We start from the raw sequence: 13,490 nt of genomic DNA, 5'->3' as shown, positions 1-13,490 counted from the left end.
ATTGTACATACTAACACTATTACAAAAATAGGGGGTTACGAAATGGCTCTCCATTATCGATGCCGACATTGCGGAACTAAGCTGGGCTCAATCGAGGCACACTCACTGAGTACGGAGCAGTTAGGTTTTAATCAACTTACCGATGAAGAGCGACAAGAGATGATCGTTTATGATTCTGAAGGGGATATGCATGTAAGGGCGATATGTGAAGATTGTCATGAATCGCTGCAAAGGAACCCTGAATTATATGAAAACGATTATATTATTCATTAGCGGGAGAGGGCTTTGGACAAAATCCAAAGCATTTTTCCGTTTGTCTGGTTTACAAAGGCACATAAAATGAAAAATTGCCGTTAATAAAGAGGACGCTTGGTTAAATTGGCCAAGTTTAAATAAAAGGATTACAAATGGTTTTCGCACGTTAAAGAGAGGGGGGGAAGAAAATGAATGGATTGCAAAACTTGTTCTCCAAACAAGATGATGTTCATTCGTTAATCGCCGGCATTGATGAAGGACTTAAGGAACAAATAGTCTCTGGTCTGACAGGTTCCTCGAGATCACTATTGCTGGCTTCCGTATATGAAAAGACGAATAGGCCGATTTTATTAGTTACCCATAATTTATTGCAAGCACAAAAATTCCATGAGGATTTATCCAGTTTCATTCCCGAGGAAGAATTATATATATATCCCGCCAATGAATTGATTGCGGCCGATTTGAGTGTGGCCAGTCCGGAATTAAGGGCCCAACGTGTAGAAGCATTGAACTTTTGGGCGGAGGGAAAGAAAGGGATTGTCATTGCGCCGATTCCCGGGGTCCGTCGTGTGCTTCCTTCTAAGGATATTTGGAAGAGGCATCAGCTTACGTTTAATTTAGGGGAAGACATCGAGCTCGAACCAACACTTAATAAATTCATTGCTATGGGTTATAACCGGTCTGAAATGGTTGCTTCACCAGGTGAATTCAGTATCCGTGGCGGTATAATCGATATTTATCCGATCACGGAACCTAATCCAATACGAATAGAGTTATTCGATACCGAAATAGATTCAATAAGGACTTTTTCAAGCGAAGATCAGCGATCCATCGAGAAACTCAAGAAAGTGATGATTGGTCCCGTCAGTGAGGCCTTGCTAGAGACAGAGCATATCGAAAGAATCATAACAAGGCTTGAGAGCGGATTAAGTAAAAGCTTGAAGAAACTTAAAGATGAGAAAACAAAGGAACAACTGGTTCAAACGATCAGCTATGAACTAGAACAGCTGAAAATGGGAAATAAACCCGACCAAATCTTTAAATACTTAAGTTTGGCTTATGAAGATCCAGCTAGTTTAATAGATTATTTACCTGTAAACGGTTTGGTTTTCTTAGATGAGATCAGTAGAATCCAGGAAATCAATGATTCATTGGAAAAGGAAGAGGCTGGTTGGTACACTGACCTTTTAAGTCAGGGACAGATTATCCATGACATAAAATTGGCTCATCCCATGCAGGAATTAATAATGAAATCCAGCAGGCCGTTTGTATATCTTTCATTGTTTTTACGGCATGTACCGCATACGAATCCTCAGAATATCCTGAATTTTGCCAGTAAACAAATGCAAAATTTCCATGGACAGATGAATGTGTTCAAAGCTGAACTGGAACGTTGGAAAAAAGGGAAATATACAGTCGTCATACTTGGACAGGATGAAGAACGGGTAAAAAAGCTGCATTCGGTTTTAGCCGATTATGATATAGAGGCCACAGAACTGTTTGATGCGAACAGCATTCTTCCAGGTAAAGTACAGATTTTACGAGGCAGCCTTAACAGCGGCTTTGAATTACCCATGCAGAAATTCAGTATCATTACGGAAACGGAATTGTTTAATAAGAAATCAAAGAAATCGATACGGAGACAGAAACTATCGAATGCGGAGCGAATCAAGAGTTATTCCGAACTGAAGATCGGTGACTATGTCGTTCATGTTAACCATGGTATCGGTAAATATTTGGGAATTGAAACCCTTACGATAAATGGGGTCCATAAAGATTACCTACATATTCGTTATCAAGCGGATGACAAATTGTATGTTCCTGTCGACCAAATAGATCTTGTGCAAAAATATGTCGGTTCTGAAGGGAAAGAACCGAAGCTTTATAAGCTAGGTGGAACGGAATGGAAACGTGTCAAAAGTAAAGTTCAATCATCCGTTGAGAACATTGCTGATGATTTAATCAAGCTATACGCAGAAAGGGAAGCGGCCAAGGGCTATGCCTTTTCACCTGATGGTGATATGCAGAGAGATTTCGAAACATCATTCGCTTATAACGAAACGGAGGATCAATTACGTTCTATAGTCGAAATCAAAAAGGATATGGAACGGGAACGGCCGATGGATCGTTTATTATGTGGCGATGTCGGATATGGGAAGACGGAAGTAGCCATCCGTGCCGCTTTTAAAGCCATTATGGATGGCAAGCAAGTTGCATTTCTTGTTCCGACCACCATCCTCGCCCAGCAGCATTTTGAAACACTAAGGGAACGTTTTCAGGATTATCCCATTTCGATTGGTCTTATGAGCCGTTTCCGGACAAAAAAACAGCAAACGGAAACGATTAAAGGATTGAAGGCAGGCACGGTGGATATTGTGGTTGGCACGCACAGGATTTTATCCAAAGATATAGTGTATCGCGATTTGGGTTTGCTTATCATTGATGAAGAACAGCGTTTTGGCGTTACACATAAGGAGAAGATCAAACGCTTAAAAACAAATGTGGATGTACTGACTTTGACTGCGACACCGATTCCGAGGACCCTTCATATGTCCATGTTGGGCGTGAGGGATTTGTCCGTTATCGAAACACCGCCTGAGAATCGGTTCCCGATCCAAACATATGTCATGGAGTATAATGGCTCGTTGGTAACGGAAGCGATAGAACGGGAATTGGCCAGGGATGGCCAGGTTTATTTCCTATACAATCGGGTAGAGGATATAGCAAGAAAAGCAGAAGAAATTTCCATGTTGGTACCCGATGCCCGAGTCACCTTTGCTCATGGGCAAATGTCGGAGCAAGAACTGGAAGCGGTTATGTTCGGCTTTTTGGAAGGCGAATATGATGTTTTGGTAAGTACAACCATTATAGAAACGGGTGTTGATATCCCGAATGTCAATACGCTTATAGTGAATGAAGCAGATAGAATGGGACTTTCACAGCTCTATCAGCTACGTGGCCGTGTAGGGCGATCCAATCGGGTTGCATATGCATTCTTTACTTATAGGAAAGATAAAGTGTTGACGGAAGTGGCGGAAAAACGTCTTCAATCCATTAAGGAATTTACAGAGTTGGGTTCAGGATTCAAAATCGCGATGCGTGATTTATCCATCAGGGGAGCTGGAAATATTCTAGGGGCTCAACAACATGGCTTCATCGATTCAGTTGGTTTTGATTTGTACTCACAAATGTTGAAAGAAGCAGTGGACGCGAAACGTAATGACCAGCCAACCGAAGAAAAGAACACCCTTGAAATTGACGTTGAAGTGGATGCTTATATCCCTGATGCCTACATAATGGATGGACATCAGAAAATAGAAATGTATAAAAGGTTCAGGGGCATTACTTCTCTTGAAGAAGTGGAAGAATTACAAGATGAAATGCTCGATCGTTTCGGAGAGTATCCAGAAGAAGTAGCCTATTTATTCATGATTGCCGAAATGAAGGTATATGCTGAAAAGGCTGGAATTGAAAGCATTAAACAATTGAAGCAGGAAATCAGCATTCTCCTCAGGGAAAAGGTAAGCAGCGATGTGGATGGACAAAAAGTGTTTGAGCTGGGGTCAAAGTATGGCCGTATGGTCGGCTTCGGCATGGATGGAAATCGAATGAAGCTAGTCCTGCACATAAAAGGTGTAGAACAAAGCAAATGGCTTAACATACTATTTGAGATGGCCAAGGGTTTACAGCATGTAAAAAAAGAGACTCAAGCCACAAAAAACTGAAGTGAATGATAGTCCTCTTGAAGAAATTGTTTTTAAGATACCATGGTAAAAAAATGCAACAAAAAGAAAAATTTTTTCAAAGTGCATAGAACTTACCATTAGAAAAATACTAAGTACAATAGCTGGTGATGATTATAATGCTACAAAAAGAGGATTTATCAAATCAATTAGATGAAAGTGAGGCAACATTAGATGAAAGCAACTGGTATCGTTCGCCGAATTGATGATTTAGGAAGAGTCGTCATCCCGAAAGAAATTCGAAGGACCCTCCGTATTCGTGAAGGGGATCCTTTGGAAATCTTTGTGGATAGAGATGGAGAAGTAATCTTAAAGAAATACTCTCCTATTAGTGAATTAGGCGATTTTGCAAGAGAATATGCAGAAGCACTTTATGATAGCCTTGGAAATCCAGTTATGATTTGTGATAGGGATACTTACATTGCAGTGGCAGGCGGCTCCAAAAAAGAATACTTAAATAAAAGCGTTAGTGAACTAGTGGAAAAAATCATGGAAGAAAGAAATCCTGTCTTGGAATCTCCGAACGGACAAATTTCTTTCGTTGATTCAAATGATGAAGAAGTCCAATCGTATACTGCAGCTCCAATCATTGCGAGTGGCGACCCGATTGGTGCCGTCCTGATTTTCTCAAAAGAAGGTACACTTGGTGAAGTGGAACAGAAATCGGTTGAAACAGCAGCAAGTTTCCTAGCTAGACAAATGGAACAGTAAGCTTGGACATGCCATTATATTTTTAAAGGTGGAAAGGGCAGCAATCGCTGTCCTTTTTGCTCTTTCTTAAAGGTTAAACGGATTGGGAAGGGCAATGAAGAGAATTCTTTGAGATGAACATGGAAATTAATTAACAGTGTGGTTGCAATTGAAAAATAACCACTTGAATTATGCTATAATAACTACCACATATGAGTGAAAAGGGGAAAAAGAATGGCTGAAAAGCCTTATAAAACATCAAATGAACTTTTGCGAGGTGCGCTGATCCTGAGCGCAGCAGCGATTATCGTAAAAGTTTTGAGCGCGGCCTATCGCATACCTTATCAGAACATTGCGGGTGACATCGGGTTTTATATCTATCAGCAGGTATATCCCTTCTACGGTGTAGCCTTTACATTATCCACACTAGGCTTCCCGGTTGTCATATCCAAACTGATCGCAGAACGGGAGTCTTCTAAAAATAATTTTGAGGTCAAGGACATTTTAGTGACATCATTCGTCGTCTTAAGTTCGATAGGAATCATTATGTTTGCAGCACTGTTCCTGGGCGCTGATTGGATTGCCGGATGGATGAAGGATCCGGATTTAGCCAGTCTGCTGAGAATCATTGCCTATTCCTACTTATTAATGCCGATTTCATCTGTTTTAAGAGGCTATTTTCAAGGAATAAACAACATGTTACCCACGGCAAGTTCGCAGGTCGCTGAACAATGCATCCGTGTATTGACGATACTGGTGCTTTCAACGATATTCGTGAATCTAGGCTACTCTCCTTATGTGGTCGGTAAGGGCGCCGTCTTCGGTTCGATTACCGGCGGCATAACCGGCCTTGTCCTACTTATTGCTTTCGTTATTTTAAGAGCAGAATGGAAGCTTTTTTCACAAGTGAAAATCAAACCGGTAAATTTCATCAAAATTTCAAAAGTCCTGGTTTTCCAAGGATTGGCGTTTTGCATAACTGGCTTGATCCTTATCTTGTTTCAGTTTGTCGACTCACTACATCTGTATTCTCTATTAAGGGAAACGGGGATGGGGGAAAGGGAAGCTAAAGAGTGGAAAGGGGTATATGACCGTGGACAGCCTTTGCTTCAGCTAGGGACAGTCGTGGCTAATTCTTTTGCTTTGGCGCTTGTACCTGTAATATCCGGATTCGTTCAGAAGAGGAGTGAACAAGAATTAGTCAATAAGATTAAATTGGCGCTGCGTGTAAGTACGACGATTGGAATCGCTGCTGCGATTGGGCTGATAGTGACGATGAAGCCGGTCAATCATATGCTGTTCACGAATTCCAAAGGGACAATTACTTTAGCGATTTTTTCCTTATCGATTTTATTCACATCCCTCATAATGGCAAAAGCGGCAGTGATTCAAAGTTTAGGCTATTCGTTTATACCGGTGATCATTACGATTGTGGGGGTGGGCAGCAAGTGGGCTTTGAACCTTGTTCTTGTTCCCCATTACAAAATTGCGGGAGCAGCCTCTGCAACAGTACTTGCATTTATGATCATGACTGTATTATTTTATACGGTTTTGAGAGTACATATCAAAAAGACATTAATTGAAAAGAAGTACCTGTTAATAATCTTGAAGAGTACGGTTTACATGGGTACGGTTGTCGTTTTATTCAATGCCATATTCCAATTGGTGTTTTCAGGTGATAGCCGGATGTTAGCTACGATCCAAGCGCTGATCGGTGTGGGGATCGGTGCAGCCGTTTTTGTGATGACCGCCATTCGTGCAGGCTTATTTGGTGAAGAAGAACTTTCACTTATCCCTGCAGGTTCAAAGCTTAAACGATTTATAATAACGAATAGGAGTATACGAAATCATGAATGAGATAACTATAATAGGCCTTGGTGCAGGGGATTTAGATCAGTTACCGCTAGGGATTTACAAAAAATTGACACAAACTGAACAATGCTTCGTCAGAACGATGGATCATCCGGTAATCGGTGACTTGAAAAAAGAAGGAGTCAATTTCACGGCTTTTGACGAGATATATGAAAAGCACGACCAATTTGAAGCGGTATATGAAGAAATAGCCGGAACATTATTACAAGAGGCCTTAAACCGCTCCGTTCTATACGCGGTTCCAGGGCATCCCATGGTTGCGGAAAAAACGGTTCAGCTTTTGCTCGAAAAGGGTCCGGCCCTTGGAATAGCCATTAAGCTGGAAGGCGGCCAAAGTTTCCTTGACCCCCTGTTTCAGGCTGTTAGAATCGATCCGATTGAAGGGTTCCAGTTGTTGGATGGTACAGATCTTTCACCCGATGATCTGCACATTACCCAGCATATGATAATCGGACAGGTTTATGACGCATTCAGCGCATCGAATGTGAAGTTGACTTTAATGGAAAAGCTTCCAGATGACTACGAGGTATATATCGTTACAGCGGCAGGCAGCAGTCAGGAAAAAGTGACAAAGTGCGCCCTGTTCGAACTCGACCGTCAGATGGAGTTAAGTAACTTGACGAGTGTTTATGTCCCGCCTGTTAGAGCAGAAGCGTTACAGTATCGGGAGTTTTCCAAGCTGCGGCAAATCATCGCAGAACTTAGAGGTCCAGAAGGATGTCCTTGGGATAAGAAACAAACTCATGAAAGCTTGAAGAAATATCTAATAGAAGAGGCATACGAGCTTATTGATTCCATCGATCAAGAGGACGATGAGGGCATGGTTGGTGAACTGGGGGATGTTCTGCTTCAGGTGATGCTTCATTCACAAATCGGTGAAGATGAGGGCATGTTCACGATAGATGATGTAATTGAAGGCATTACGGCAAAAATGGTTCGACGCCACCCTCATGTATTCGGAAATGTTGAAGTGAATGGCGAGGAAGATGTGTTGGTGAATTGGCAGAAAATCAAAGAAGAAGAAAAGGGGAGCGAACCAAAAGCTATGCATTCCATACTGGATGGTATTGAAAAATCGCTGCCAAACTTACTTCGGGCCGAGGAGTACCAAAAAAGGGCTGCGAAGGTTGGATTTGATTGGGATGAGGTTTCCGAAGCCTGGAAAAAGGTTTTGGAAGAGGTGAAGGAATTAGAAGAGGAAGTATTAACCCCAAACAGGGATGTCGAAAGAATCAAATCGGAACTGGGCGACCTCTTTTTTGCGCTTGTCAACATTTCACGTTATTATGACATACAAGCAGAAGAAGCCGTCTACAAAGCAAACCAGAAATTTCACCAGCGTTTTACATATATAGAAGAGTGCATTCAAAGGGCAGACAAGAAGTTTGAGGACTATACATTGGAAGAACTGGATTCATATTGGGATGAGGCAAAAGCTAAAGGACTTTAATTAAGGGAGAGATTTGAATGTCGATGAGATTAGATAAATTCCTAAAAGTTTCAAGATTGATCAAGCGCCGCACGCTTGCGAAAGAAGTCGCGGATAAAGGGAGAATCACGATTAACGGACAACAGGCAAAGGCAAGTTCGAATGTTAAAGATGGTGATGAGTTGACTGTCCGATTCGGTCAAAAGCTGGTTACGGTACGAGTCGATAAAATTCAAGAAACGACGAAAAAAGAAGCGGCTGCAGACATGTATACCATCGTAAAGGAAGAAAAGCTAGCGGAGGAGTAAAGACAGGCTTGGTTCTAATTCCATTCTTACTGACATACACTTGTACAAAATCAGTGGTACTGTGAGGGATGAAAAAATGAGCCAATATAATGATCCGAATGCTAGTTATACAAAGGGAACGATCCAAGAGCATGATGTAACGATGAAAGGCCGCCGTTTACTTGATATTACCGGTGTCAAACAAGTGGAAAGCTTTGATAATGAAGAGTTTCTGCTCGAAACGGTAATGGGGTTCTTATCCATCAGGGGTCAAAACTTGCAAATGAAGAATTTGGACGTTGATAAAGGCATTGTTTCCATTAAGGGAAAAATTTTCGACCTTGTTTATTTAGATGAGCAATCAGGGGAGAAAGCTAAAGGCTTCTTTGGCAAATTGTTCAAATGACCTTAACGATCCAATTTTATACGTTGCTTGCGATGATAGGCATGGGCAGTGGCTTTGGAGCTGCCCTAGATACGTATAGCCGGTTTCTGAAGCGTTCAGAAAGGAAAAGGTGGATTGTATTCATCCATGACTTCCTTTTCTGGATCATTCAGGGTCTCCTTATTTTTTATGTTTTGTTTTTAGTGAATGAGGGGGAGTTTCGCCTCTATTTATTTTTGGCCTTATTATGCGGTTTTTCAGCTTATCAAGCACTTTTCAAAGGTTTCTATCAACGGTTTTTGGAGTTTTTGATAATACTGGTGATAAAGTTGGCGAGATTTATAACGAATTCGGTTCACATGCTGATATTTCTTCCGATAAAATGGGTAATAGTATCTTTAATAGCCATCATCATCGGGATGGGAAAGTTCGTTTTAGCATTATTAAAATGGGCGGGGAAAATACTTCTCTTTATATTAAATGTTTTCTGGAGGCCAGTAAAATGGATTCTGACCCATATATGGAATTTATTGCCGGTTTTTGTTACGAAAAACGTCGGGAAGTTTTATAATAAAGGAAAAGGGATTTTATTGAAAATAAAGAATTCTATAATTAGAATGCTAAAAAGATGGAGAACTAAAAAGAAATGAGGAGCGATAAAAAATGAGTAGCCTTCGTAAAAGGAAAGTGGCAAAAATAGAAAATCCCTACGTCGCTCAAGAAGAGAAAAAAGTGCAAACCGTAGAAAAAAAGAAGCGTGGTCTAATGCGTAGATTAACTCTATACTCAGTTTTCGCCGCTGTCTTTTTGATTTTGGCTGTTCCCACCATGATAACGCAAAATGTTGCACTGGATGGGAAAGTTCAACAGAAGGAAGAATTGAAGGGAAAGTTAGCTAAATTGGAAAAAGACGAGACCCTTCTTAAAGAAGAAATCGTGAAGCTAAATGACGACGACTATATAGCGAAAATAGCCAGACGTGATTATTTCTTATCTGAAAAAGGTGAAATCATTTTTACCCTTCCAAAAGGGAAGGAAGATAGTGACTAATATTGACACTGTTTTTTTACTTTCGTTATAATATAGTGTGAAGAGATTTTTTAACATTTCTAAGGAGGAACATTTTTTTTATGTCAATCGAAGTAGGCAGCAAGTTACAAGGTAAAGTAACAGGCATAACTAATTTTGGTGCATTTGTTGAGCTCCCTCAAGGTTCAACCGGTCTTGTCCATATCAGTGAAGTGGCTGATAACTATGTAAAAGATATCAATGATCATTTAAAAGTGGGCGATACGGTTGAGGTGAAAGTCATCAATGTGAAAGATGGCAAGATTGGCTTGTCCATAAAAAAAGCGATAGACCGACCTGAAAGTGAGCAAAAACCTGCATACACACCACGTCCGCGCCAAGGAAGAGGGAATGACAGCCGTTCCAAAGACTTCCGCTCGAAAAGTAATGGTTTCCAACCCAAGGAAAACTTTGAGCAAAAAATGGCTAAATTCTTAAAAGATAGCGAAGACCGCTTAACGACCCTTAAACGTAGCACTGAAACGAAACGGGGAGGTCGAGGAGGAAGACGCGGATAAAACTGCTGCTGAAAAATAATAGTTTAGCAACTTTTCCTGTGAAATTATTCATAGTGTAGATAAAGGCAAGCTTGCCGGCTTGTCTTCTTTTAATTTTATAAGGTTTTACTCATCGAATTGAATTCAACGGCAATAAATAGAAAAAGCGCCTCTGTACACTTACTCGGATAAGTGTGCAGAGGCGCTTTTGGTATTTGATGACCCGTACGGGATTCGAACCCGTGTTACCGCCGTGAAAGGGCGGTGTCTTAACCGCTTGACCAACGGGCCATGATTTTAATAATAAAGGATAGCGGCAGAGGGGATCGAACCCCCGACCTCACGGGTATGAACCGTACGCTCTAGCCAGCTGAGCTACGCCGCCAAAATGGTATGTGCTACTGAAGCACAAGTTATATCTTACATTCGTGAAGAAAAAATGTCAACAAAAAAAATAAAATTTGTCGGTTTCCATTTCCTGATTATTTATTCATGTTATTTTCCGCAAAAATAACCTAAAAACTTTGCTTTTCTTCAAAAATAAAAGAACACCTGTTTCTGTATTGAAAAAAAAGGCACAAAAACCTGTATACAAATGATTGTTCAAGAAGAATTTCGTCGAACGTTTTTCTTATCAGCTTATAAAATTCTGACAAAAAAATAAACAAGCCCTCTATATAATAAAAATCACTAATACGAATGGGGTGTTGAAATGGAAAAAGTAGAAAGACCCATGATGGAACCACTTGGAGATGTTCAGTTAAAAGAAGCGAAGGCAGGAGCCATCAATTGGATCCAACAACTGCAAATGAAGTCGGAAGACATATTCATAAAGAAAGGTATCTCTTTAGCCATTATCGGTTTTTTATTAGGACGGGCATTAATACTTTCGCAGCTGGCACCATTTGGACTTCCGTTTTTCGCAGCCGTTTTTCTCATGAGGCGTGACAGGGCTCCACTTGCATTATTCGGATTGATTGCAGGTGGGCTGACCGTTCACTATTCCAATAGTTTAGTCATCTTTGCATCGGCGTTCCTGCTTCTGTTATTTCATAAGATCAAGAGGCCCGCCGTAGAAGGACAATTCAAGACGATGTCGATGTACGTCTTTGCTTCACTATTCCTGGTCAACCTGGCCGAGCAATATCTGGTATTTCGAACGATTCAGCTGTACGACCTGATGATGATAGGAGTAGAGGCGGGACTCGCCATGATCTTAACCTTAATCTTCATACAGTCCATCCCGCTGCTAACCGTACGGACAAAAACCCAATCATTAAAGACGGAGGAAATCGTCAGTATCATCATCTTGCTGGCTTCGGTGATGACCGGAACCATAGGCTGGATGATATACGATTTATCACTCGACCATATATTCTCACGATACTTGGTCCTCCTCTTCGGGCTGGCGGGAGGGGCCGCCATAGGCTCCACTGTAGGTGTAGTTACTGGATTGATATTCAGCTTGGCAAGTATCGCAAGTCTTTATCAAATGAGCCTTCTCGCTTTTTCCGGGCTTTTGGGCGGGTTGTTGAAGGAAGGAAGGAAGATAGGGGTCGCAGCAGGCCTCTTAATCGCTACGACACTGATAGGTTTATATGGTGAGGGCACCAATAATATTATGGTGACCCTTTATGAATCACTTGTAGCGGTGGCTTTATTTATATTAACCCCGACATCCATAATCAACAAAATAGCGAAACATATACCGGGAACCGTCGAGAATTCCGATGAACAGCAGCAGTATGCCCGGAAAGTGAGGGATGTTACCGCTCAAAGGGTGGAGCAATTCTCACATGTATTCGAGGCGCTCTCAAATAGCTTTTCCCAAGTGGATGAAAGGGGGAGATTGGAGGAAGATGAGAAAGAATTCGACTACTTCTTAAGTAATGTAACGGAAAAGACGTGCCAGCTCTGTTTTAAAAAGGAACAATGCTGGTCCAAGAACTTTAATACAACTTATGAGGGTATGCAGGAAATTATGCTTCAGTTAAGTGAAAATGATGGGCAACTACCCCAAAAGACTTCGAAAGAATGGGGGAAATATTGTAGTCGCGGACCTCAGGTCATTGGGGCGATATCACAGGAGCTTACTTATTTTGAAGCAAACCAAAAGTTAAAAAGGCAGGTGAAAGAAAGCCGGAAACTGGTTGCGGATCAGCTGCGGGGCGTTTCTGCAGTAATGGATGATTTTGCAAAAGAAATTCAAAGGGAAAGGAAGAATCATCATATACATGAAGAATCAATTATGGAGGCCATCCAGGATTTTGGCCTGCATATAGGCTATGTTGAAATATACAGTCTAGAACAAGGAAATGTTGATATAGAGATGAGTGTCCCATACTGCCAGGGCAGAGGGGAATGTGAAAAGTTGATAGCACCAATGCTTTCGGACATTTTAGGGGAAACGATAGTCGTTCATTCAGAAGAGTGTGCAACGTATCCAAACGGGCAATGTGAGGTGATATTTAGGTCAGCAAAAAAATTCACGGTCGAAACGGGTGTGGCTCATGCTGCCAAGGGGGGAGGGCTTGTTTCAGGAGATAGTTATACGACCATGGAAATTGGTTGCGGAAAATTCGCAATAGCCATTAGTGATGGCATGGGAAATGGGGAAAGGGCCCATTTTGAGAGTACAGAGACATTGAAGCTGCTTCAAAAATTTTTACAATCGGGAATAGAAGAAAAAATAGCCATTAAATCCGTAAACTCCGTATTATCTCTACGCACTACCGATGAAATTTTTTCAACTCTTGATTTGGCAATGATTGATCTTCAGGACGCAAGGGCTAAGTTTTTAAAAATCTGTTCAATACCGAGTTTCATTAAAAGGGGGGATAGGATAATAAAAATTGAATCGAGTAACCTCCCTATGGGAATCATCCAGGATTTCGATGTTGATGTTGTATCAGAAGAGCTGAAGGCAGGGGATATATTAATCATGATGAGCGATGGAGTATTCGATGGTCCCTCCCATGTCGAAAATATTGAGTTCTGGCTTAAACGAAAAATAAAAGAAATGGAGACAGACGATCCGCAGGAAATTTCTGATTTAATATTGGAGGAGGTCATCCGAACAAAAGGGATCATAGATGATGATATGACAGTGGTAACATCCAAAATTAAACATAATACACCGAAATGGGCATCGATTCCCGTTTCTCCAAAACGCAAAAAGGCCCAGTAGGGGGCCGTTTATATATATCAAATAAATAAAACGATAAATGAGGTGATTTATTGGAAGACGGATAAAAGGTAAAAAGA

Annotated in this window: 11 protein-coding genes and 2 tRNA genes; 11 read left to right on the top strand and 2 right to left on the bottom strand. The window is 41.1% G+C overall.

Annotated features, from left to right (window positions below):
- Positions 1 to 42: 42 nt before the first annotated feature.
- From fin to QUF86_RS05135, 10 genes are all read left to right on the top strand, one after another.
- Complete coding sequence (fin, locus tag QUF86_RS05180) at positions 43 to 273, top strand: anti-sigma-F factor Fin (RefSeq protein ID WP_061440335.1); 231 nt, start codon at positions 43 to 45, stop codon at positions 271 to 273.
- A 170-nt stretch (positions 274 to 443) separates the two neighbouring features.
- Positions 444 to 3,980, top strand: a complete 3,537-nt coding sequence (gene mfd, locus QUF86_RS05175; protein WP_289333744.1) for a transcription-repair coupling factor — start codon at positions 444 to 446, stop codon at positions 3,978 to 3,980.
- 192 nt (positions 3,981 to 4,172) lie between these two features.
- Positions 4,173 to 4,709, top strand: coding sequence for a stage V sporulation protein T (gene spoVT / locus QUF86_RS05170; protein WP_289314085.1), 537 nt, complete (start codon positions 4,173 to 4,175; stop codon positions 4,707 to 4,709).
- Between the two features lie 213 nt (positions 4,710 to 4,922).
- Complete coding sequence (locus tag QUF86_RS05165) at positions 4,923 to 6,545, top strand: putative polysaccharide biosynthesis protein (protein ID WP_289333743.1); 1,623 nt, start codon at positions 4,923 to 4,925, stop codon at positions 6,543 to 6,545.
- The gene (gene yabN, locus QUF86_RS05160; RefSeq protein WP_289333742.1) at positions 6,538 to 8,010 is read left to right on the top strand and encodes a bifunctional methyltransferase/pyrophosphohydrolase YabN; all 1,473 of its coding nucleotides are present in this window, start codon (positions 6,538 to 6,540) and stop codon (positions 8,008 to 8,010) included. Before QUF86_RS05165 ends, yabN begins: the two co-directional genes overlap by 8 nt.
- Positions 8,011 to 8,033: 23 nt before the next feature.
- On the top strand, positions 8,034 to 8,297 hold the full coding sequence (locus tag QUF86_RS05155) for an RNA-binding S4 domain-containing protein (protein ID WP_034316386.1): 264 nt from the start codon (positions 8,034 to 8,036) through the stop codon (positions 8,295 to 8,297).
- A gap of 76 nt (positions 8,298 to 8,373) precedes the next feature.
- A complete protein-coding gene (gene yabP, locus QUF86_RS05150) occupies positions 8,374 to 8,682 on the top strand; it encodes a sporulation protein YabP (protein WP_289314082.1) in 309 nt (102 codons plus the stop codon).
- The gene (gene yabQ / locus QUF86_RS05145) at positions 8,679 to 9,311 is read left to right on the top strand and encodes a spore cortex biosynthesis protein YabQ (RefSeq protein ID WP_289333741.1); all 633 of its coding nucleotides are present in this window, start codon (positions 8,679 to 8,681) and stop codon (positions 9,309 to 9,311) included. Before yabP ends, yabQ begins: the two co-directional genes overlap by 4 nt.
- Positions 9,312 to 9,324: 13 nt before the next feature.
- Positions 9,325 to 9,711, top strand: a complete 387-nt coding sequence (locus tag QUF86_RS05140) for an FtsB family cell division protein (RefSeq protein WP_289314080.1) — start codon at positions 9,325 to 9,327, stop codon at positions 9,709 to 9,711.
- Between the two features lie 80 nt (positions 9,712 to 9,791).
- A complete protein-coding gene (locus QUF86_RS05135; RefSeq protein WP_289314079.1) occupies positions 9,792 to 10,247 on the top strand; it encodes a S1 domain-containing RNA-binding protein in 456 nt (151 codons plus the stop codon).
- Positions 10,248 to 10,445: 198 nt separating this feature from the next.
- On the opposite strand, the gene QUF86_RS05130 is transcribed toward QUF86_RS05135, so the two are convergent.
- Both QUF86_RS05130 and QUF86_RS05125 read right to left on the bottom strand, forming a co-directional pair.
- Positions 10,446 to 10,517: transfer RNA gene (locus QUF86_RS05130), tRNA-Glu, on the bottom strand.
- 20 nt (positions 10,518 to 10,537) lie between these two features.
- Positions 10,538 to 10,611 (bottom strand) — tRNA-Met (locus QUF86_RS05125).
- Between the two features lie 327 nt (positions 10,612 to 10,938).
- On the opposite strand from QUF86_RS05125, the gene spoIIE reads away from it, so the two are divergent.
- Positions 10,939 to 13,413 carry a stage II sporulation protein E gene (gene spoIIE, locus QUF86_RS05120; protein WP_289314078.1) on the top strand — a complete coding sequence of 825 codons (2,475 nt, stop codon included), beginning with the start codon at positions 10,939 to 10,941 and terminating at the stop codon, positions 13,411 to 13,413.
- Positions 13,414 to 13,490 lie beyond the last annotated feature (77 nt).

It is taken from the genome of Peribacillus sp. NJ11 (genome assembly GCF_030348405.1).
In the GTDB taxonomy this organism is placed as follows: Bacteria; Bacillota; Bacilli; order Bacillales; family DSM-1321; genus Peribacillus.
The sequence above is the reverse complement of the archived record's forward strand: the minus strand, read 5'-3'. Positions and strand labels throughout refer to the sequence as shown.

What these genes read in the sequence shown, in the direction of transcription:
- yabN (WP_289333742.1), top strand. Translation starts at nt 6,538, where the DNA reads ATGAATGAGATAACTATAATAGGCCTTGGTGCAGGGGATTTAGATCAG.
- yabQ (WP_289333741.1), top strand. Translation starts at nt 8,679, where the DNA reads ATGACCTTAACGATCCAATTTTATACGTTGCTTGCGATGATAGGCATG.
- mfd (WP_289333744.1), top strand. Translation starts at nt 444, where the DNA reads ATGAATGGATTGCAAAACTTGTTCTCCAAACAAGATGATGTTCATTCG.
- fin (WP_061440335.1), top strand. Translation starts at nt 43, where the DNA reads ATGGCTCTCCATTATCGATGCCGACATTGCGGAACTAAGCTGGGCTCA.
- QUF86_RS05135 (WP_289314079.1), top strand. Translation starts at nt 9,792, where the DNA reads ATGTCAATCGAAGTAGGCAGCAAGTTACAAGGTAAAGTAACAGGCATA.
- yabP (WP_289314082.1), top strand. Translation starts at nt 8,374, where the DNA reads ATGAGCCAATATAATGATCCGAATGCTAGTTATACAAAGGGAACGATC.
- spoIIE (WP_289314078.1), top strand. Translation starts at nt 10,939, where the DNA reads ATGGAAAAAGTAGAAAGACCCATGATGGAACCACTTGGAGATGTTCAG.
- QUF86_RS05155 (WP_034316386.1), top strand. Translation starts at nt 8,034, where the DNA reads ATGAGATTAGATAAATTCCTAAAAGTTTCAAGATTGATCAAGCGCCGC.
- QUF86_RS05165 (WP_289333743.1), top strand. Translation starts at nt 4,923, where the DNA reads ATGGCTGAAAAGCCTTATAAAACATCAAATGAACTTTTGCGAGGTGCG.
- spoVT (WP_289314085.1), top strand. Translation starts at nt 4,173, where the DNA reads ATGAAAGCAACTGGTATCGTTCGCCGAATTGATGATTTAGGAAGAGTC.
- QUF86_RS05140 (WP_289314080.1), top strand. Translation starts at nt 9,325, where the DNA reads ATGAGTAGCCTTCGTAAAAGGAAAGTGGCAAAAATAGAAAATCCCTAC.